Here is a 16015-nt window from a genome sequence, read left to right as displayed (position 1 = left end):
ATCAGTTCGGCCAGGACGGGCTGCGGCCAAGGTACGCGATGATGCCATCGAGCGGGTCGTTGCCGGACCACGGGATGTCGACCGCGAACGGCGTACCGGGGACCTGACGGATGTCGCCGCTGGGCACGACCTGTGCGACGCCCTGGGCGGCTTCGAGAACGGCCGGGCTGAACGAGACCGTCGTACCGAGGGACTTCGCGACGTCCCAGCTGTGCACGACATAGTCGATGAAGTGGAAGCTGATCGCCTGCGCTCCAGGGAACGCTGCGCCGAACTCGGCGAGCTCGAACGTCCGGTCGACGACACCGGGCTGTGCGAACGCGTCCAGGACCTGCTCGGCGGACTCGACGTACGCCTTCACCGGGTCGTCGCCGAGGTCGCGGAGCTTCCACGTCTCCGGCTCGGCGTCGCCGCGGGCGGCTGCCGCGAACCCGTAGTGCTGGGTGGCCATGTGGGCGAGCAGCCCGTAGAGCGTCCAGGCCCGGCAGGGCGTCGGCTTGGAGAGGTCGGCAATGGTCGCGGTGTTCGCCAGTTCGATGCTGGCCCGGACGGCTTCGGCGTCGAGCGCCACGTAGTCAATAGTAGGCATACGCCTATCGTAAGCGCTCGCATATGATTGCGCCAGTGTTACCTTTTCGACCATGGCAACCGAGCGCCCCGACCTGGCAGCGATGCTGTATCCGCTGGTGCGGGAACTCCTCGCGATCGAGCTGCCACTGCTCGCCGCCCACGACGTCGCGATGTGGGGTTACTCGGTGCTGACGGCGCTCGACGACACCCCGGTCCGTACGCAGGCGGCGCTCGCGGAGGCGATCGGCGCGGACAAGTCCCGGATCATCGGGACCCTCGACGAGCTCCAGCGGGCCGGCCTGATCGAGCGCACCCCGGACCCGGACGACCGCCGCGTCCGGCTGCTGTCGATCACGCCACAGGGCCGGAAGGTGCGCCGGGCAGTCCGCAAGGACATCCAGTCCGAGGAGCTCCAGGTCCTCGACAGCCTCGCACCGGCCGAGCGCAAGACCTTCATCCAGCTCCTGCAGAAGCTGCACGCTTCACGCTGAGGGTGGACCGCGTTCCCCCGCGCGGGTGATCCGTCCGCGGCGGCGTCTCAACAGACTGGCTGCATGACGAGGCGAGCGGTGATGATGTGGGCGGCGGCGTACGGTGCGCTGCGGGTCTGGTACGCGACGGGCCACGCGCCAGACTGGAAGCTGCCGGGGGACGACCTGCTGATCCCGAACTGGGTGTCCGTGGTCGCCTGCCTCCTCACCGCGGTCGCTGTCCTCCGGATCCGTCCGCGGGTCCTGTGGGTACTGGCGGCGGGCTGGCTCGCTGCGGCCGCGTTCATCCTGCTCGACGTGGTCGCGGGCATCCTGCCCGGTCTCGGCATCCCGTTCGACGCGCTCGGGATGCTCAGCCGTCTCGGCGCGATCGTCGGTGCCGTACTGCTCGGTCTCCTGGCTCGAGAGCACCAAGCGCCCGCCGTGCCCTGGCCGGCCTGGGTCGCGACCGCGGGAGCCTGTCTCGCGACCGCCGGCTGCCTGATCCGCCTGGGGGCGCAGGCAGTCGTCGGTTTCGACCAGACCCCGTACGCCGGGAGCCTGGCGCTGATCATCTTCGAAGGTGGGTTCCTGCTCGTCGGTACGCTGCTGCCGTTCCTGCTCGTACACCGGCTCGGACGTTTCTTCCCGCGCTGGATGCTGCTGCTCCCGGGCTACCTGCTCGGCGCCGGCATGACGGCGTACTTCAGCGTCGGGCTGATCCAAATGATCGTGGCCGCGATCCAGGGCGAGCCGGTGTACGGCGACGTCGGCCTGCCGGACAGCTTCTTCTGGGTCTCGGTCCCGGCGTACGTCATCTGGGGTGCCGGGCTGACCGCCGCGACCCGCGGATACCAATTCGCCACCCGGAAGACAAACGATTCGCAGTGTGATCTTCGCGTCACGCACAGTTGAACCATCGAGGCCATTCAATCGTTCGAACCAGGCACAGGGCAACGACGCTTTACCGGCTGGGCAGAATAGGGTCCACCCGACCTTCCACAGAGCAGGAGCGCCGATGGCCGACGACCGGGCGACGCTGCTGCGCGAGCTGCACGACGTGCACGCGCCCGCGCTGTGGCGGTTCGTCGTCCGGCTGACCGGCGACGACCGGCTGGCCGAGGACGTCGTCCAGGAGACGCTGCTGCGGGCCTGGCGCCGGCCGAACATCCTGACCGAGGACGAGGCGGGCGCCCGGGCCTGGCTGTTCACCGTGGCGCGCAACCTCGTCATCGACGACCGGCGCAGCGCGCGGGTCAGCCGGGAGATCGCCAGCGACGAGCTCCCGGAGAATCCGAGCGCCGACCACGCCAACGCCGTACTGGATGCCTGGCTGGTCGCGGAGTCGCTGGCGCAACTGTCCGAGGACCACCGGCAGGTGATCGTTCGTGCCTACTACGGCCGTCGTACGGTCACCGACATCGCCGAGGAGCTGGACATCCCGTCGGGCACCGTGAAATCGCGGTTGCACTACGGCCTGCGAGCCCTGAAGCTCGCACTGCAGGAGAAGGGGGTCACGAGCCAATGACGGACCCGTACCGGGAGTGGGACGCGGCCTATCTGCTTGGCGCACTGTCGGCGAAGGACCGGCACGCGTACGAGGAGCATCTGCACACCTGCGCCGAGTGTTCGGCCGCTGTCGGATCCTTGGCCGGTGTTCCGGGGATGCTGGCCGCGTTGCCGACCGAGCGCGCGCTCGCCACGGTCACCGCCGACCCGCCGAACTTGCTGCCCGGTCTGGTCCGGGACGTCCAGCGCGACCGGCGCCGGCAGCGGATCCGGTTCGGTGCGCTCGCGACCGCGGTCGCTGTCGCCGCGGCGGTGATCGGTGCAGTGCTGGTGCTCCCGTTCGCGCACGATGACCCGGAGGGCGACTACGTCGTCCTCTCGCAGACCGTGTCGAGCAAGCTGTCCGCCGACGCCCGGCTGATGCCCGAGCCGTGGGGTACGACGATCGAGATCAGCTGCCGGTACGACGAGCTCGCGACGCCGAGCGAACGGGCCCGCGGCTACGAGCTGTACGTCACCGACACGTCCGGGAAGGTTCAGCTGATCGCGAGCTGGACCTCCGCGCCCGGGACCACCGTGAAGCCGGCCGCCACCACCAAGCTGAAACGCAACGAGATCCAGGCTCTGGACATCCGCAGCTCGGAGACCGGACGGGTGTTGCTCGCCGTTCGGTTCTGATCACGCATATCTGTGGCATGTCAGGGCACCTGAAAGATCAAGAACGGCGGCCGCTCGAGAGGCTGTTGGTTCAGGCCCCGGTGTTCAGGGACGTGCACCGGGGCCGCCGTACGCCGTGATCCGGCTGCAAGAAACTTCGGGCAAAGTTGTAACACCCGCGCCGTCACCGGCGATACACCGTGTGTAACGCCACTGAGAATCCCGTCCCAGGTCGTCCGCCCGAAGGGCCTGGGCCGGGATTCTCGACTGCTTATGAGGCGCCGGCAGCGTTACGTGCAAAGGCCCCCCGGTGATGCCCACCCGGGGGGCCTTTGCAGTGTGCGTACCCTCCCTAGGACGCTTGTTCAGTGCCTTCGGACGACGGCAGGGCGATGCGGTCGGCCGGCAGGCGTTCCGTCCGCTCGTTGCCGTCGTCGCCCTCGTACTGCACCAGAGCGGTCCATCCCGAATCCTCGTGGTCGCGGCCGATCAGCCAGCCGCGACGCCAGGTGCCGTCTGCCTGCACGACGACATGGCTGGGCAGAGGGAGACGGGACACCAACTCGGTGCCGGGCTCGAACTCAGTCATGGCCGAAGGCTAGGTGCAATTCGGTCGCATCGCCTCCTGAAAGCGTGTTCCGTCACACTCTTCTCAGACTCCGGACTCGAGTCCAAACGCTTGTACGGCGCCGTTCACCTTCAAGGCGCGTCCGCCGGGGATGCGGGTGACCCACCCCTCGTGCAGTGCGTGGGAGCAGAGCGCGGCGCCGACCGCGCCGGCCAGATGCGGGCGGCGCTCGGTCACGTCCAGGCAGGAACGCAGCGCCGGACGGCCCCGGCGTACCTCGAGCTCGATGCCGAGATCCTTCAACCAGGCTTGGCCTTCCGGCGTCAGCGTGATGCCGTCGGACCAGTCGATCAGGCCGCGGCCGGTCATCGCGTCGGCGAGTGCGACGCCGAGCTTGCCGGCCAGATGGTCGTAGCAGGTACGCGCCCGCGCGAACGCGTCCCGCTTGCTCACGGCGGCCAGGCTGTTCATCACCTCGGTCCGGCGGGGCGCCAGCGCGGCCAGTCCTTCGATCAGCTCCGCGGTGTCCGGTCCGGCCAGCTTCACGTACCGGTGGCGGCCCTGGCGTACCTCGGTCAGCAGCCCACCGTCCACGAGCTGGTTGAGGTGCTCGCTGATCGTCGGCCGCGACACCTTTGCCAGGCTCGCCAGCTCGCTCGCGGTCCAGGCGCGCCCGTCGAGCAGCGCCAGGCACACGGTCGCCCGGGTCGCGTCCGCGAGCATCCGTGCCCAGCCGGCCAGCTCCTCGCCCTCGACAGTCATACCGCCCATGATGCCGTCCGGACGGTTAGGCCGGCGCCGAACGGTCCCGTACCTAGCGTGGATCGATGTGACCCATCTGACGATCGAACCCTCCATCCTGTACGTCGGCACACCGGTTGCGCTGCTCAGCACCCTGAACGAGGACGGCACGGTCAACCTGGCGCCGATGTCCTCCGCGTGGGCGCTCGGCGACGTGGTCGTACTCGGCGTCGGCGTGGCCGGTCAGACGGCATCTAACCTGCAGACGCGCCCGGAGGTGGTCATCAACTACCCGTCGCCGGATCAGTGGCAGGCCGTCGAGCGCTTGGCGCCGCTGACCGGCGCGCATCCGGTGCCGGCCCACAAACAGGACCGCTTCCACCACGACCGCGCCAAGTTCACCGCGGCCGGCTTGACGCCCACTGCCTCTGATCTCGTCACCCCGCCGCGCGTGGCCGAATGCCCGTTGCAGTTCGAGGCCACCGTGGTGCAGGCCGACTTGGATGCCAAGGGCAACTTCCTGATCGCGCAGGCCCGCGTCCTCCGAGTGCACGCCGCCGAACATCTGGTCGTCCCCGGAACCTCCCACGTCGACCCCGCCGCCTGGTCCCCCCTGATCTACAACTTCCGCCACTACTACGCCCTGGGCCAAGAACTAGGCGAATCCTTCCGCACCGAAACGCCACGCTGAGGTGGACCGAAGAACGGGTAGTGGTCGGCCGGAACACGCGCGGCTCCGCTGGACTGAGCGGGCAGAGGACGGCTGAGTACGACCACTACCCGCTCTTCGGTACGCCGCTACATCAGGCGGAGGCGGTCTATCTCCTCGTCGCTCAGGTGGACGTCCAGGGAGGCGAGGACGTCGGGGAGGGCGGATGGGGGGACTGGGCGTTCGGTGGTGGGGCCGTTGGCGTGTTCGGTGGTGAGGGTTTCGCCTACCAGGCGGCGTACTACGCCGTCGGTGACGCGCATCACGACCGGGCGGCCGGTGAAGGGGGAGTTGGGGTGGGTGGAGACGTAGTGGTGGTAGACCTCGTAGTCGATCGGGCGGACGGGCTCGTCGTTCGAGGCGTGTTGCGGGATCCAGCCGTCGGCGGTCTGCTTCGAGAGCGTCCAGACGTCGCCGTCGAGGGTGAGGCGGTGGTCCCAGCCCGCCTGGTCGACGACGACGTCGTCCTTCAGCGGGGTCGGGTACAGCTGGCCGGCGCCGAAGCCGACATCCGCCAGGAACTCCTGCCCGTCAACGCCGACCTTCAGCAGCGCATGCGTTCGCGGCCCGGCCTTGTGCGGCTGCACCCGGGCAACCCGCCGTACGACATCGAATCCGAGCTGCTCCAGCGCGGCACCGAACAACAGCGCGTGCTCGTAGCAGTACCCACCGCGCTGCCGCCCGACCAGCTTCGCCTGGATCGCGTCGAGCGAGATGCCCGGATGGGTCCCGAGCACGACGTCGACGTTCTCGAACGGGATCGCCAGCACATGCGCGCGATGCAGGCTCCGCAACGCGTCCGCCGACGGCGCGACCCGCTCGTGGCCGATCCGGGCAAGGTACGCATCCAGGTCGAGGCTCTCGATGTTCCACATGCGAACCACCTCAACACTTCGACCCCACTTGAGGTCAAGCTACAACCGCGAGACCTGGTAGTGCGCGATCAGGCCGTCGGCGATCAGTACGCTCAGGTTGACGGTGAGCGTCGGGCGATCGGTGAACGTGAAGTCGACGAGCAGGTACGCGAGGACCAGCTCGTCGGACAGTTTCCGGGTCTCGAGGATCTTGTACTGCGCTGACAGCCCGAGCGGCTGCGAGTCGTAGTACGCGGCGACCGCGTCCCGGCCGACGCCGTACGGATGCAGACCCTGGAAGATGGCGTCCTCGGTGAAGAGGGCTGCGACGCGTTCGGGATCGTGGTCGTCGATGCCCGACTTCCACTGCTCCAGGGCGTTGATGAGGGTGTTCATGCTCAGTGACCTGCCTGCTGGCCGCCGTCGACGTGCAGAACTTCGCCGGTGACGAACTTGGCGTTCTCCAGGTAGGTGACCGCGTCGACGATCTCCTCGATCTCGCCGAGCCGGCCGATCGGGTGCAGTGCCGCCAGGAACGCGTGGGTCTCCTCCGGGTGCATCGGCGTACGGATCACGCCCGGCGACACCGCGTTGAACCTGATCCCGCGAGCGGCGTACTCGGTGGCCAGCGACTTCACCACCGCATTCAGCCCGCCCTTGGTCAGCGAGGCCAACGCAGACGGTACGGAGGTGTAGGCGTGCTCTACGAAGCTGGTGGTGATGTTGACGACATGGCCGCCGTCCTCGTTCTCCAGCATCGCCTCGACGGCCCGCCGCGTGATGTCGAAGAACCCGCGCAGGTTCACGCCGGCGATCTGCTCGTACTCCTCGTCGGTGTACTCGGTGAACGGCTTCGCCAGGAACACGCCCGCATTGTTGACCAGGGCATCGATCCGCCCGAAAGCCTGCAGGCCCTGCTCGATCACCTGCGTGCCGACGCCGGGCTCGGCGATGTCACCGGCCACGGCCAGTACTTCAGGGTCGTCCGCGGGCGTGATGTTCCGCGAGTTCGCGACCACGGCGTAGCCCAGCTTGCGGTACGCCGACACGAGCCCCGCCCCGATGCCCTGCGACGCACCGGTGATCACGGCAACCTTCTTCATGGTTCCTTCTTTCAACGAGTGGATGTACTTCGATAGTTGTCGAACAATCCGCCGTTTTCCACGACCGCTTGACTCCCAGCTAGGAGGCCTGACCTACTACGCTTCACCCCGTGGAGTTGCGGCAGTTGCGGTACTTCGTGGCGGTGGCCGAGGAGCTGAACTTCGGGCGGGCCGCGGCGCGGTTGCGGATCGCCGGGCCGTCGTTGTCGCAGCAGATCAAGTCGCTCGAGCGGGACCTCGGGGTACGGCTGTTCGAGCGCGATCGCCGGACCGTGACGCTGACCCCGCACGGCGAGACGCTGCTGCCGCCGACGCGCGCATTGCTCGAGCAGGCCGACGCGTTGCGGCGTACTGCCCGGGGATTCGCGGCGAGCGAGCCGGTGCGACTGGGGTACGTGAGCTGGCGGCCGCCCGACCTGGCAGAGCGGGTGTCAGGAGTCGCGCAGCTGCTCGTCGACGCGTGGGTGATGCCGTCACACACGCAGGCTGCCCGGGTCGCGGACGGGAGCGTGGACCTGGCGATCGCGTGGGTCCGCGCGACCGATCTCGCGGAGCAGGAGCTGAACGGCCGGCTGCTCGGCGCGGACCGGCTGTTCGCGGTCGCGGTCGGCGACGAGTCACCGGTACGGGCGCGCGACACGGTCGTACTGGTCGACGCGGACACCGAGGCGTGGGCCTCGTGGAACATCTACGCGGTCGAGTTCGCGCGAGCCACCGGCGCCACGGTGGAGCGGATCGAGGACCACGGCATCACCGGCCCCGCCTTCTTCGATCACGTACGGCGGCTCGGCCGCCCGGTCGTCAGTTCGCCGAAGCGCGACGCGACCCCGCTCCCGCGCGGGTTCGTCCGTCGCCAGGTCGTCGATCCGGTGCCGGTGTGGACGTGGGCCCTGGTGTCCCGCCGGGACGAGACGCGTCCCGCCGTACTGGCTGCAGTCGATGCGTTGACGCGAGACGTGACGGTGGACTTCGATCCGCGCGGTTGCTGGTTGCCGGCCGACGATCCGTTCCGAGCGGAGCTACCAGGCCTGTGACAGGGCGCCCGCGTTCGGCGCTGGTGTGAGGCGGTAACCGATGTTGGCGGAGAACTCGGCCGACAGCGCGAACCGGTCGCCACGCACCAGCGTGTGCCGCCACTCGACCGGACGGTTCTGGGACGTGCCCTGGCGGTTGATCGAGAACGCGGCGGCCTCGGGCGGGCAGTGCAGGAGCGTGCGTTCGGCCGGGGTCGGTACGACGGCGCGAATGTCCTCGCGTCCGTGGTCGAGCGTGATGCCGGCGCGGGTGGCGAGCTCGTTGTACAGGCTGGTGTGCGTGAAGTCCGCGTCGAGCAACGGTTCGGCGAGCTGTGCGGGCAGCCAGACCCGATCCAGTGCGAGCGGCTCGTCACCGGCGTACCGGAGGCGCTCGAGATACAGCAGCGGGATCGACGCCTCCAGGTCGAGGCGCGCCGCGATCACGCCGTCGGCGCGGACGTCGAGGGCCCGTACGGCACTGCGCTGCGGCAGGCCGGACTCCTCGACCGACGAGAACAGGCTGTAGAGCGCCCCCATCGGCTGCCGGATCTCCGGCGCCGTCGCGACCCGCGGCTGCCGGCCGCGCTCCGCGATGATCAGCCCGTCCGTCCGCAGCTGCCCGAGCGCCTGCCGGACCGTGTGCCGGCTGACGGTGTACTCCTCGACCAGCGCGAGCTCGCCGGGAAAGGCGTCGTCGAACTCCCCGGACCGCAGCCGCCGGACGAGATCCGCCTGCAACTGCTTCCAGAGCGGCTCGCCGCTCCCTCGCTCAAGCTTCCGCACGCGGGTCCCTTCCGGAGTTGCCAAATGTCCGGTCATCTCCTACTTTGAATGTACGTACATTTTTCGCAGGAGGGAACCGGCTAGTGGTTCAGCTCGAGGTTAGGCCACCAGGACCTGACTCCGCCGCTCCGCGACACCGTCGCCTGTCCGCCGCACTGCACCGGCCCGCCCGTCGCCTCGGCCCCGTCGTGTTGCGACTGCGAGGGCTGTTGGTCGTGCTCGGCGTGACTGCGGTCGCGGTGCCTCTCGGGCGCCTCGTACCACTCGTCGGCGGCCCGGTCTTCGGCATCCTGATCGGTGTGATCGCCGGAAGCCTGATCCCGGTCCTGCGCTCCGAGACCTTGCGTCCCGGGTACGACTTCGCCTCGAAGACCCTGCTCCAGCTGTCGATCGTCGTTCTCGGGACCGGACTGTCGCTGCAGCAGGTCGCGCGGGTCGGCGTCTCGTCCTTGCCGGTGATGCTCGGCACGCTCGCGCTCGCCCTCGGCGGTGCGTGGCTGTTCGGCCGCATCCTCGGTGTACGAGGTGATACCCAGACGCTGATCGGCGTCGGCACCGCGATCTGTGGCGGGTCCGCGATCGCGGCCGCGACGGCGGCGATCGGCGCCAAGCGCTCGTCGGTCGCCTATGCGCTCGCGACGATCTTCACGTTCAACATCGTTGCTGTGCTGACGTTCCCGCCGCTCGGGCACCTGCTCGGGCTCAGCTCGGAGGCCTTCGGCCTGTGGGCCGGTACGGCGGTCAACGACACCTCGTCCGTGGTCGCCGCCGGGTACGCGTACAGCCAGGCGGCCGGCGATCAGGCGATCGTCGTGAAGCTGACCCGGTCGCTGACCCTGATCCCGATCGTACTGACGTTGGTCGCACTGAAGATCCGCCGCGAGAACCGGGCGACGCGCGCACTCGATGCTGCGGGCGAGGGCTCGTACGAGGGTTCCACGGCGTCGATCCGGAAGCCGTTGCCGTGGCGCAAACTCGTCCCGCTGTTCCTGATCGGGTTCATCGCGGCCGCCGGCCTCCGCTCCGCGGGTGCCGTACCGGAAGGGTGGCTGCCGACACTCACCGTCATCGGCAGCACCCTCATCACGGCCGCGCTGGCCGCGATCGGCCTCTCACTGCGCCCCCGCGAGCTGCGCGACGCAGGACCCAGGCCGCTCCTCCTCGGAGCCATCCTCTGGATCCTGGTCGCCACCGGCAGCCTCGTACTTCAGTCTTTTTCGTAGGCAGCCTGACGGTCCTGGATCGCCTTGATCCGGGGGACGTCGAGCTTGTTGCTGCGGTCGAAGTTGTAGATGCCGTTCTCTTCCTGGAAGACGTCGGTCAGCTGCGTGTAGCAGTAGCCGAACATCAACTCGTTGTCGAGCAATGCGTCGATCAGGCCGGCGAACCGGGTGTAGAAGTCTTCCTCGCTCGCGACCCGCTGGCCGTAGCCCCAGGAATCCGCGGAATTTCCGCTCTTTCCGGCGGCCGCCTTCTCCGCGTTCCACCAGATGCCACCGAACTCGCTGCAGAAGTACGGCTGGCCGTCGTACGCCAGGGAGATCGGCTTGTCGTCGTGACGAGTGTTGCCGTACGGCTTGTCGTTCACCAGATCCGCCATCTGCTTGGCGAACTCGACCGGGTCCTGCTCGTAGTTGTGCGAGTCCCAGACGTCGGTCTCCGGCACGCGGTGGCTGTAGCCGGAGGCGTCCAGCACCGGGCGGCTGGTGTCGGCGGCCTTGGTCGCCAGGAACATCGCGCGGGTCACGTCGTCGAGCTGCGTGATCCGGTCGTGCAGCAGCTGGTGCGTCTCGTTCAGCGGGCACCAGCCGACGATGCTCGGGTGGCTGTAGTCGCGCTCGACCGCCTCCAGCCACTGGCCGACGTACGACGCGGTCGGTTGCTGGTTGTCCGTGTCGGTGTTGCCGACGCCGGAGCCCCAGTCGCCGAACTCGCCCCAGACCAGGTAGCCGAGCCGGTCCGCGTGGTACAGGAACCGCTCCTCGAACACCTTCTGGTGCAGGCGGGCGCCGTTGAACCCGGCCGCCAGGCTGAGCTCGATGTCGCGGACGATCGCCTCCTCGGACGGCGCCGTCATCAGGCTCTCCGGCCAGTAGCCCTGGTCCAGGACGAGCCGCTGGAAGACGTGCTTGCCGTTGATCAGGATCGCCTTGCCGTTGATGCTCACCGAGCGCAGGCCGGCGTACGAGTCGGCGCCGTCCACGACGTTGCCTTCTGCATCGATCAGCTCGAGGCGGACGTCGTACAGGTGCGGATCCGTGGTGTCCCACAGGCGTACGCGCTCGGCCGGCACCTGCAGCGTGAGCCGCGGCGCCAGGTCGAGGTCGGCGCGCACCTCGGCGGTCGTCACCTCGCCGTCGCTGTCCTTCAGGGTGGCCTTGATCTTGAAGCCGGCCTTGTTCGCGGAGACCGGCACCTCGAGGTGGAAGCTCGAGCCCGCGGCGTCCGGGGTGATCCGCGGCCGCTTCAGGTGCACCGTGGGCACCGCTTCGAGCCAGACGGTCTGCCAGATGCCGGTGGTACGGGTGTAGAGGCAGGAGTGGTTCGCGTAGAGCTGGCTCTGCTTGCCGCGGGCCTGCGGGCCGCGGTGCGTGTCGCGGGCGCGGACGACGATCGTGGCCTGCTCACCGGGCTTGGCGACGTGCCGCAGGTTCACGCTGAACGGGGTGAACCCGCCGCGGTGCCGGACGACCTCCTCGCCGTTCACCCAGACGGTGGCGTCGTGGTCCACGGCCTGGAAGTGCAGGACCGCGTCCTTGTCGTTCCAGCCGGCGGGGATCGTGACCGTGGTGCGGTACCAGACCGCCTCCATGAAGTCGACGTCCTCGATCCCGGACAACTCGGTCTCCGGCGCGAACGGGACGACGATCCGCTGCCCGAGCTCGCGCTCGCGGACACCGCGCTCCAGTCCGGAGTCCGAACGGTCGATCTCGAACTGCCATTCGCCGTTCAGGTTCAGCCACTCGGGCCGGACGAACTGCGGACGCGGGTACTCCGCACGAGGCTGCGTCATGAACTCTCCCGTGATGCTCATCAGGGTCGGGGACACGAGCACTTTACAACGTTGGAATAGCCCGGGCAACAGGTCCGCCGAGTCGTGGATCCTGGTCGGTCGTCACGGCGTGTCGCCGGCCGAAATCCACGAGTCGACGGCTGTGGGGGTCAGGCGTCGGGCTGGGTCTCGGGCTGGGTGAGGAGGGCGGCGTTGAGGAAGTCCGGGGCGAAGGTGTTGGGGCGGTCTTCGCGGACGGGGCGGAGGTCCACGGGGGTGAGGGGGCTGAAGATCGTGCGGAGGTCGTCCAGCGAGAAGGTCATGCCGCCGTACGTGTCGCCGGTGGTGACGACGTCGAGGTCGCTCGGCGTCTCCATCCGCTCGGCGGCGAACGTCACGATGCCGAAGCGCCCGCCGGGCCGGACGAGCGGCAGGATCCGCTGCAGGTAGGTGATCCGGCGGTGCGGTGCGATGTGGTGAAAGCAGCCGGAGTCGTACACGACGTCGTACGTACGATCCGGCAGCGGATCCCGCAGTACGTCGAGGGCGGTCAAGGTGACCGTACCGGGCATGCCCGGCCGGACCTGGTCGAGCAGGTCCTTGGCGAGGTCGATGCCGTCGACGGTCGCACCCTGCTCGGCGAACCAGCGGGAGTTCCGCCCGCCACCACAACCGACGTCGAGAACGCGAGCACCGGCGAGCTCCCCGAGCAGGCCGCGCTCCTGCCAGTCCACCAACGGCTCATCCGGAAGCTGCGTCGCCAGCGGATGCCCCGGCGTACTCAGCAACCCCGTCCAGAACTCCGCCGCAGACTTGGTGGACCGGTCGCCACGACCGCTCCCATCCACCACCTGGTCGAGCACGTCAAGCAGTTGGTCAACAGTGAAAATCCTAGGTGCCGTCACCACTGAATTCTACCCGAAAACCTTTGCAAAACAGAGGGTTCCGGGCTGCAACTCCCGAGGATCGTCCTCCACTTTCGCATCGTAAAAGCAGGTGATCGGGGACGGCTCGAGGCTCTAGGATGGTCCGCGATGCAGCGTTTCTGCGCCGCGCTTCGACTGTTCTGTCGATCGCGAGCCTTCAGGAGCCCTCTTGCTCACCGACCATCTTGTCCTGCGTACCGTCGACGGTGCCGCGGACCTCCTTGTTGAAGAACTGCGCGCGCTGCCAACCATCCGTGGCGTCCGCCAGACCTCGGCCGAGACCGTCGAGTGTGTGCTCGACGGTTCGCTCGATCAGCTTGCCGCCTGCACCTTGTACTCGACGGTCGAGGTGTGTGATCTCGAGACGTCGCTGCGGGCCGGCGTACTCAGCACCCTCGAACAGCCTGTCCGCTTCAGAGTCGGCGATCCCGACCCGGTCTGCCGGCAACAGACGATTGCCGCGATCGAGCAACGATTCGGCTGGATGAATCGGCCGGCGGACTGGGACGTCAACCTCGAACGATCCGGGCCCGTCCAGTTCGGCCCGCTGTCCTGGACCCGGCGCTTCGGTCGTGTCGAAAGGTTGCCGTGGTCAACCAACCTGATCGTCGCCGAAGTACTGGTACGGCTGGCCAAGCTCCGCCCCGGCGACCGCGTCCTGGATCCGTTCTGCGGTACGGGCACGATTCTCCGAGCCGTACGCCGCCGTGAGCCGACGGTCCACCCGATCGGCATCGACCACGACCCACACGCTCTATCCCTCAACAAGCCGCCCTGCCCGTTGATCCGGTCCTCGGCGGATGCGCTCCCACTTCTTCCCGCCACGATCGATCGGGTCATCGCCAACCTCCCGTTCGGCAAACAGGTCGGCAGCCATCGCAACAACCGCAGCCTCTATCCCGTCGTACTCAAGGAGCTGGATCGCCTACTCACCAACAGTGGCCGCGCCGTCCTGCTCACCGAGGACAAGCGCCTGCTCCGCACGGCGCTCGACCAGCAACGCGCGCTCAAACTCGTCCGCGAACGCCTGCTCCGCTACAACGGCGCAACTCCGACCGCGTACGTCCTCACCGGCCCCCGACTGTCCAAAACAGCCACCAACCGATAACATCGTCCAATGGCGATGAGTCAGGAGATCGACGAGTCGGCGGCGTTGGCCGTCGCCGGCTGCTTGTTCCACGGGTTCAGCGACGCGTCGCGGCTCGCGATCGTGCGGCACCTCGCGCTGGGCGAGCACCGAGTGGTCGACCTGACCGAACATCTCGGCCTCGCCCAGTCGACGGTCTCGAAGCACCTCGCCTGCCTGCGCGACTGCGGTCTGGTCGAGTCCCGCCCTGAAGGCCGCGCTTCGATGTTCAGCCTGACGCATCCCCAGGCAACCCTCGACCTGCTTGCCGCGGCCGAACGCCTCCTCGACCTGACCGGCGACGCGGTCGCACTCTGCCCCAACTACGGGTTGTGAGTCATGCCTGAGCCCCTCCAGATCGGTTCAGCGTGGGTTGTCGATCCCGCCGAGCGCAAACGGCTGGGTCGTCGTGCGCAACTGCTGGCCGGTGCATCCGTTACCTACAACGTGATCGAGGCGGTCGTTGCCGTGTCCTCGGGACTGGTCGCCGGCTCGGTCGCGCTTGTCGGATTCGGGCTGGACTCGGTCGTCGAGGTGTCGAGTGGGCTGATCATCCTGTGGCAGTTCCGGCACCCGCTGCCCGAGTCCCGCGAGCGCAAAGCCCTTCGGCTGCTGGCGTTCTCGTTCTTCGCACTCGCCGCATACGTCGGTTTCGAGTCGATCCGCGCACTGGTCACCGGCGCCCACTCCGAGACCTCAACGGTCGGCATCGGCCTCGCGATCGCGTCGCTGATCGTGATGCCGTTCCTCTCCTGGGCGCAACGACGGACCGGCAAAGCTCTTGGTTCGAACGCGGTGGTCGCGGACTCCACGCAGACCCTGCTCTGTACGTACCTTTCCGCAGTACTGCTCGTCGGCCTCCTCCTGAACGCGACCCTCGGCTGGTCCTGGGCGGATCCGATCGCCGGCCTGATCATCGCCGCCGTCGCCGTCCGTGAGGGCGTCGAGGCGTGGCGAGGTGAGGGCTGCTGCTCGCCACTTGGCGGACCGTGCAAGGTTTGACGATGCACACTCCGACGCCAGAAGAGATCGCGCTCGCGTTCGACCTGGGCGTGCCGCGCGGCGAGTTGGTCCACGTACGGCGGGGCGACAACGACGCCTGGCGCCTCGAGACCTCGACCGGAAGCTACTTCGTGAAGGGGTACTTCCCGGCCACCGGCGGGCAGTTCAACGGCGAGCATCTGACCGACCAACTGGCGGTCGCGATGGCCTTCGAGCGCCGCGCGCTGGAGGCCGGTGTCGACATGCCGGAGCCGATCTCACCGACCGATCCGTTCCTGGAATGGACCGTCAGCATCGAGGACCGGCTGTTCCGCGTACATCGCTGGATCGAGCACGACAACTCCGACAGCAACGTCGCGTCCTGGCTCGGCCGGACGATGCTCCAGGTGCACCAACTCGAACCACTCGGCCGCGCCGGCCTCCCGGACTGGTGGCGGCCGTCGGTCCGCTCACCCGAGACCTGGGAGGGCTGGTTCACCAAGGCCCACCAGCAAGGCGCGGCGTGGGCGGACCTGAGCCAGGCTGCTCTTCCGCACATCCTCGCGGCCAGTGCCCGGATCACGGAGTTGTGCGCCGACGTCCCCGATCTCGTGACGACGCACGGCGACTTCAAGACCCACAACACCGTCCGATCGCCGTCCGGCCCCGTGCTGGTGGACTGGGACAGCGTCCGTACGGACAGCGCCGCGCTCGAAGCGGGTCGGGTCGCGTACATCTTCGGAGCCGGTCGGCGCGATCAGGTCCGCGAGATCCTGGACGCGTACGTCGCGGCCGGCGGTGACCTCGGATGGGCCGGGCCGGATCTCTTCCTCAGCGTGAGCAGGAATCAGCTCCAGGTCCTGGCCGAACAGATCCGGGCCGCTCTCGGTGAAGAGCCCGCCGCGCGCTGGATGGGCGACCCCGCGACCGTCGAGGCCGCGATCACCGGCACCCTGCGTGACCTCCCAGGCCGGTCCGACGCGCTCCAGAAATTGCTCTAGGCAACCAGT

General features: G+C 68.3%; 20 protein-coding genes. 11 read left to right on the top strand and 9 right to left on the bottom strand.

What is annotated here, in order from left to right:
* Position 1 precedes the first annotated feature (1 nt).
* Positions 2-589 carry a TIGR03086 family metal-binding protein gene (locus ACGFI6_RS30010; protein WP_393124419.1) on the bottom strand — a complete coding sequence of 196 codons (588 nt, stop codon included), beginning with the start codon at positions 587-589 and terminating at the stop codon, positions 2-4.
* A gap of 52 nt (positions 590-641) precedes the next feature.
* Between ACGFI6_RS30010 and ACGFI6_RS30005 the strand changes: the two genes are divergently transcribed.
* The 4 genes from ACGFI6_RS30005 (at position 642) to ACGFI6_RS29990 (ending at position 3227) form a co-directional block, all read left to right on the top strand.
* Positions 642-1061 carry a MarR family winged helix-turn-helix transcriptional regulator gene (locus ACGFI6_RS30005; RefSeq protein WP_393124417.1) on the top strand — a complete coding sequence of 140 codons (420 nt, stop codon included), beginning with the start codon at positions 642-644 and terminating at the stop codon, positions 1059-1061.
* Positions 1062-1124: 63 nt separating this feature from the next.
* Positions 1125-1955 carry a hypothetical protein gene (locus ACGFI6_RS30000; protein ID WP_393124415.1) on the top strand — a complete coding sequence of 277 codons (831 nt, stop codon included), beginning with the start codon at positions 1125-1127 and terminating at the stop codon, positions 1953-1955.
* A 103-nt stretch (positions 1956-2058) separates the two neighbouring features.
* Positions 2059-2568 (top strand): sigma-70 family RNA polymerase sigma factor, encoded by a 510-nt coding sequence (locus tag ACGFI6_RS29995; RefSeq protein WP_393124413.1) that lies wholly within the window; start codon positions 2059-2061, stop codon positions 2566-2568.
* Complete coding sequence (locus ACGFI6_RS29990; RefSeq protein ID WP_393124411.1) at positions 2565-3227, top strand: anti-sigma factor family protein; 663 nt, start codon at positions 2565-2567, stop codon at positions 3225-3227. The genes ACGFI6_RS29995 and ACGFI6_RS29990 overlap by 4 nt, the downstream gene beginning before the upstream one ends.
* Positions 3228-3558: 331 nt before the next feature.
* Here the strand turns inward: ACGFI6_RS29990 and ACGFI6_RS29985 are convergent, their stop codons facing one another.
* Together ACGFI6_RS29985 and ACGFI6_RS29980 are read right to left on the bottom strand one after the other, a co-directional pair.
* Complete coding sequence (locus ACGFI6_RS29985; RefSeq protein WP_393124409.1) at positions 3559-3795, bottom strand: hypothetical protein; 237 nt, start codon at positions 3793-3795, stop codon at positions 3559-3561.
* A 63-nt stretch (positions 3796-3858) separates the two neighbouring features.
* On the bottom strand, positions 3859-4536 hold the full coding sequence (locus tag ACGFI6_RS29980) for an ArsR/SmtB family transcription factor (protein ID WP_393124407.1): 678 nt from the start codon (positions 4534-4536) through the stop codon (positions 3859-3861).
* 67 nt (positions 4537-4603) lie between these two features.
* On the opposite strand from ACGFI6_RS29980, the gene ACGFI6_RS29975 reads away from it, so the two are divergent.
* Positions 4604-5206, top strand: coding sequence for a flavin reductase family protein (locus ACGFI6_RS29975; RefSeq protein WP_393124405.1), 603 nt, complete (start codon positions 4604-4606; stop codon positions 5204-5206).
* 107 nt (positions 5207-5313) lie between these two features.
* Here the strand turns inward: ACGFI6_RS29975 and ACGFI6_RS29970 are convergent, their stop codons facing one another.
* Genes ACGFI6_RS29970 through ACGFI6_RS29960 form a run of 3 tightly spaced genes read right to left on the bottom strand, consistent with a single transcriptional unit; the run spans position 5314 to position 7181 of the window.
* The gene (locus ACGFI6_RS29970; RefSeq protein ID WP_393124403.1) at positions 5314-6099 is read right to left on the bottom strand and encodes an arylamine N-acetyltransferase; all 786 of its coding nucleotides are present in this window, start codon (positions 6097-6099) and stop codon (positions 5314-5316) included.
* A gap of 39 nt (positions 6100-6138) precedes the next feature.
* Positions 6139-6474 carry a hypothetical protein gene (locus ACGFI6_RS29965; RefSeq protein WP_393124401.1) on the bottom strand — a complete coding sequence of 112 codons (336 nt, stop codon included), beginning with the start codon at positions 6472-6474 and terminating at the stop codon, positions 6139-6141.
* A 2-nt stretch (positions 6475-6476) separates the two neighbouring features.
* A complete protein-coding gene (locus tag ACGFI6_RS29960; protein WP_393124399.1) occupies positions 6477-7181 on the bottom strand; it encodes an SDR family NAD(P)-dependent oxidoreductase in 705 nt (234 codons plus the stop codon).
* 110 nt (positions 7182-7291) lie between these two features.
* Here ACGFI6_RS29960 and ACGFI6_RS29955 point away from each other — a divergent pair, with 110 nt between their 5' ends.
* Positions 7292-8215 carry a LysR family transcriptional regulator gene (locus ACGFI6_RS29955; RefSeq protein WP_393124397.1) on the top strand — a complete coding sequence of 308 codons (924 nt, stop codon included), beginning with the start codon at positions 7292-7294 and terminating at the stop codon, positions 8213-8215.
* Here the strand turns inward: ACGFI6_RS29955 and ACGFI6_RS29950 are convergent.
* A complete protein-coding gene (locus tag ACGFI6_RS29950) occupies positions 8201-8980 on the bottom strand; it encodes a GntR family transcriptional regulator (RefSeq protein WP_393124395.1) in 780 nt (259 codons plus the stop codon). The genes ACGFI6_RS29955 and ACGFI6_RS29950 overlap by 15 nt on opposite strands.
* A gap of 188 nt (positions 8981-9168) precedes the next feature.
* On the opposite strand from ACGFI6_RS29950, the gene ACGFI6_RS29945 reads away from it, so the two are divergent.
* Complete coding sequence (locus ACGFI6_RS29945) at positions 9169-10203, top strand: YeiH family protein (protein ID WP_393124393.1); 1035 nt, start codon at positions 9169-9171, stop codon at positions 10201-10203.
* Here ACGFI6_RS29945 and ACGFI6_RS29940 read toward each other — a convergent pair.
* Both ACGFI6_RS29940 and ACGFI6_RS29935 read right to left on the bottom strand, forming a co-directional pair.
* A complete protein-coding gene (locus tag ACGFI6_RS29940) occupies positions 10188-11993 on the bottom strand; it encodes a glycoside hydrolase family 2 protein (protein WP_393124391.1) in 1806 nt (601 codons plus the stop codon). The two genes, ACGFI6_RS29945 and ACGFI6_RS29940, sit on opposite strands and share 16 nt — an antisense overlap.
* A gap of 149 nt (positions 11994-12142) precedes the next feature.
* A complete protein-coding gene (locus ACGFI6_RS29935; RefSeq protein WP_393124389.1) occupies positions 12143-12877 on the bottom strand; it encodes a class I SAM-dependent methyltransferase in 735 nt (244 codons plus the stop codon).
* Between the two features lie 190 nt (positions 12878-13067).
* Between ACGFI6_RS29935 and ACGFI6_RS29930 the strand changes: the two genes are divergently transcribed.
* From ACGFI6_RS29930 to ACGFI6_RS29915, 4 genes are read left to right on the top strand one after another with little or no spacing between them, the layout of a single operon-like run.
* On the top strand, positions 13068-14006 hold the full coding sequence (locus tag ACGFI6_RS29930) for a TRM11 family SAM-dependent methyltransferase (protein ID WP_393124387.1): 939 nt from the start codon (positions 13068-13070) through the stop codon (positions 14004-14006).
* A gap of 9 nt (positions 14007-14015) precedes the next feature.
* Positions 14016-14360 (top strand): ArsR/SmtB family transcription factor, encoded by a 345-nt coding sequence (locus ACGFI6_RS29925; RefSeq protein ID WP_393124384.1) that lies wholly within the window; start codon positions 14016-14018, stop codon positions 14358-14360.
* Between the two features lie 3 nt (positions 14361-14363).
* A complete protein-coding gene (locus ACGFI6_RS29920; RefSeq protein WP_393124382.1) occupies positions 14364-15026 on the top strand; it encodes a cation diffusion facilitator family transporter in 663 nt (220 codons plus the stop codon).
* Positions 15027-15028: 2 nt separating this feature from the next.
* Complete coding sequence (locus ACGFI6_RS29915) at positions 15029-16006, top strand: phosphotransferase (RefSeq protein WP_393124380.1); 978 nt, start codon at positions 15029-15031, stop codon at positions 16004-16006.
* The last annotated feature ends 9 nt before the right edge of the window (positions 16007-16015 follow it).

It is taken from the genome of Kribbella sp. NPDC048928 (assembly GCF_043197975.1).
In the GTDB taxonomy this organism is placed as follows: domain Bacteria; phylum Actinomycetota; class Actinomycetes; order Propionibacteriales; family Kribbellaceae; genus Kribbella.
Note: the sequence above shows the minus strand (reverse complement) of the source record. Positions and strands in the feature narration are given on the sequence as shown.

Bases quoted from the DNA above. Each gene is read 5' to 3' on its own strand.
- ACGFI6_RS30010 (WP_393124419.1), bottom strand. From the start codon at position 589: ATGCCTACTATTGACTACGTGGCGCTCGACGCCGAAGCCGTCCGGGCC.
- ACGFI6_RS30005 (WP_393124417.1), top strand. From the start codon at position 642: ATGGCAACCGAGCGCCCCGACCTGGCAGCGATGCTGTATCCGCTGGTG.
- ACGFI6_RS30000 (WP_393124415.1), top strand. From the start codon at position 1,125: ATGACGAGGCGAGCGGTGATGATGTGGGCGGCGGCGTACGGTGCGCTG.
- ACGFI6_RS29995 (WP_393124413.1), top strand. From the start codon at position 2,059: ATGGCCGACGACCGGGCGACGCTGCTGCGCGAGCTGCACGACGTGCAC.
- ACGFI6_RS29990 (WP_393124411.1), top strand. From the start codon at position 2,565: ATGACGGACCCGTACCGGGAGTGGGACGCGGCCTATCTGCTTGGCGCA.
- ACGFI6_RS29985 (WP_393124409.1), bottom strand. From the start codon at position 3,795: ATGACTGAGTTCGAGCCCGGCACCGAGTTGGTGTCCCGTCTCCCTCTG.
- ACGFI6_RS29980 (WP_393124407.1), bottom strand. From the start codon at position 4,536: ATGACTGTCGAGGGCGAGGAGCTGGCCGGCTGGGCACGGATGCTCGCG.
- ACGFI6_RS29970 (WP_393124403.1), bottom strand. From the start codon at position 6,099: ATGTGGAACATCGAGAGCCTCGACCTGGATGCGTACCTTGCCCGGATC.
- ACGFI6_RS29965 (WP_393124401.1), bottom strand. From the start codon at position 6,474: ATGAACACCCTCATCAACGCCCTGGAGCAGTGGAAGTCGGGCATCGAC.
- ACGFI6_RS29960 (WP_393124399.1), bottom strand. From the start codon at position 7,181: ATGAAGAAGGTTGCCGTGATCACCGGTGCGTCGCAGGGCATCGGGGCG.
- ACGFI6_RS29940 (WP_393124391.1), bottom strand. From the start codon at position 11,993: ATGACGCAGCCTCGTGCGGAGTACCCGCGTCCGCAGTTCGTCCGGCCC.
- ACGFI6_RS29925 (WP_393124384.1), top strand. From the start codon at position 14,016: ATGGCGATGAGTCAGGAGATCGACGAGTCGGCGGCGTTGGCCGTCGCC.
- ACGFI6_RS29920 (WP_393124382.1), top strand. From the start codon at position 14,364: ATGCCTGAGCCCCTCCAGATCGGTTCAGCGTGGGTTGTCGATCCCGCC.
- ACGFI6_RS29915 (WP_393124380.1), top strand. From the start codon at position 15,029: ATGCACACTCCGACGCCAGAAGAGATCGCGCTCGCGTTCGACCTGGGC.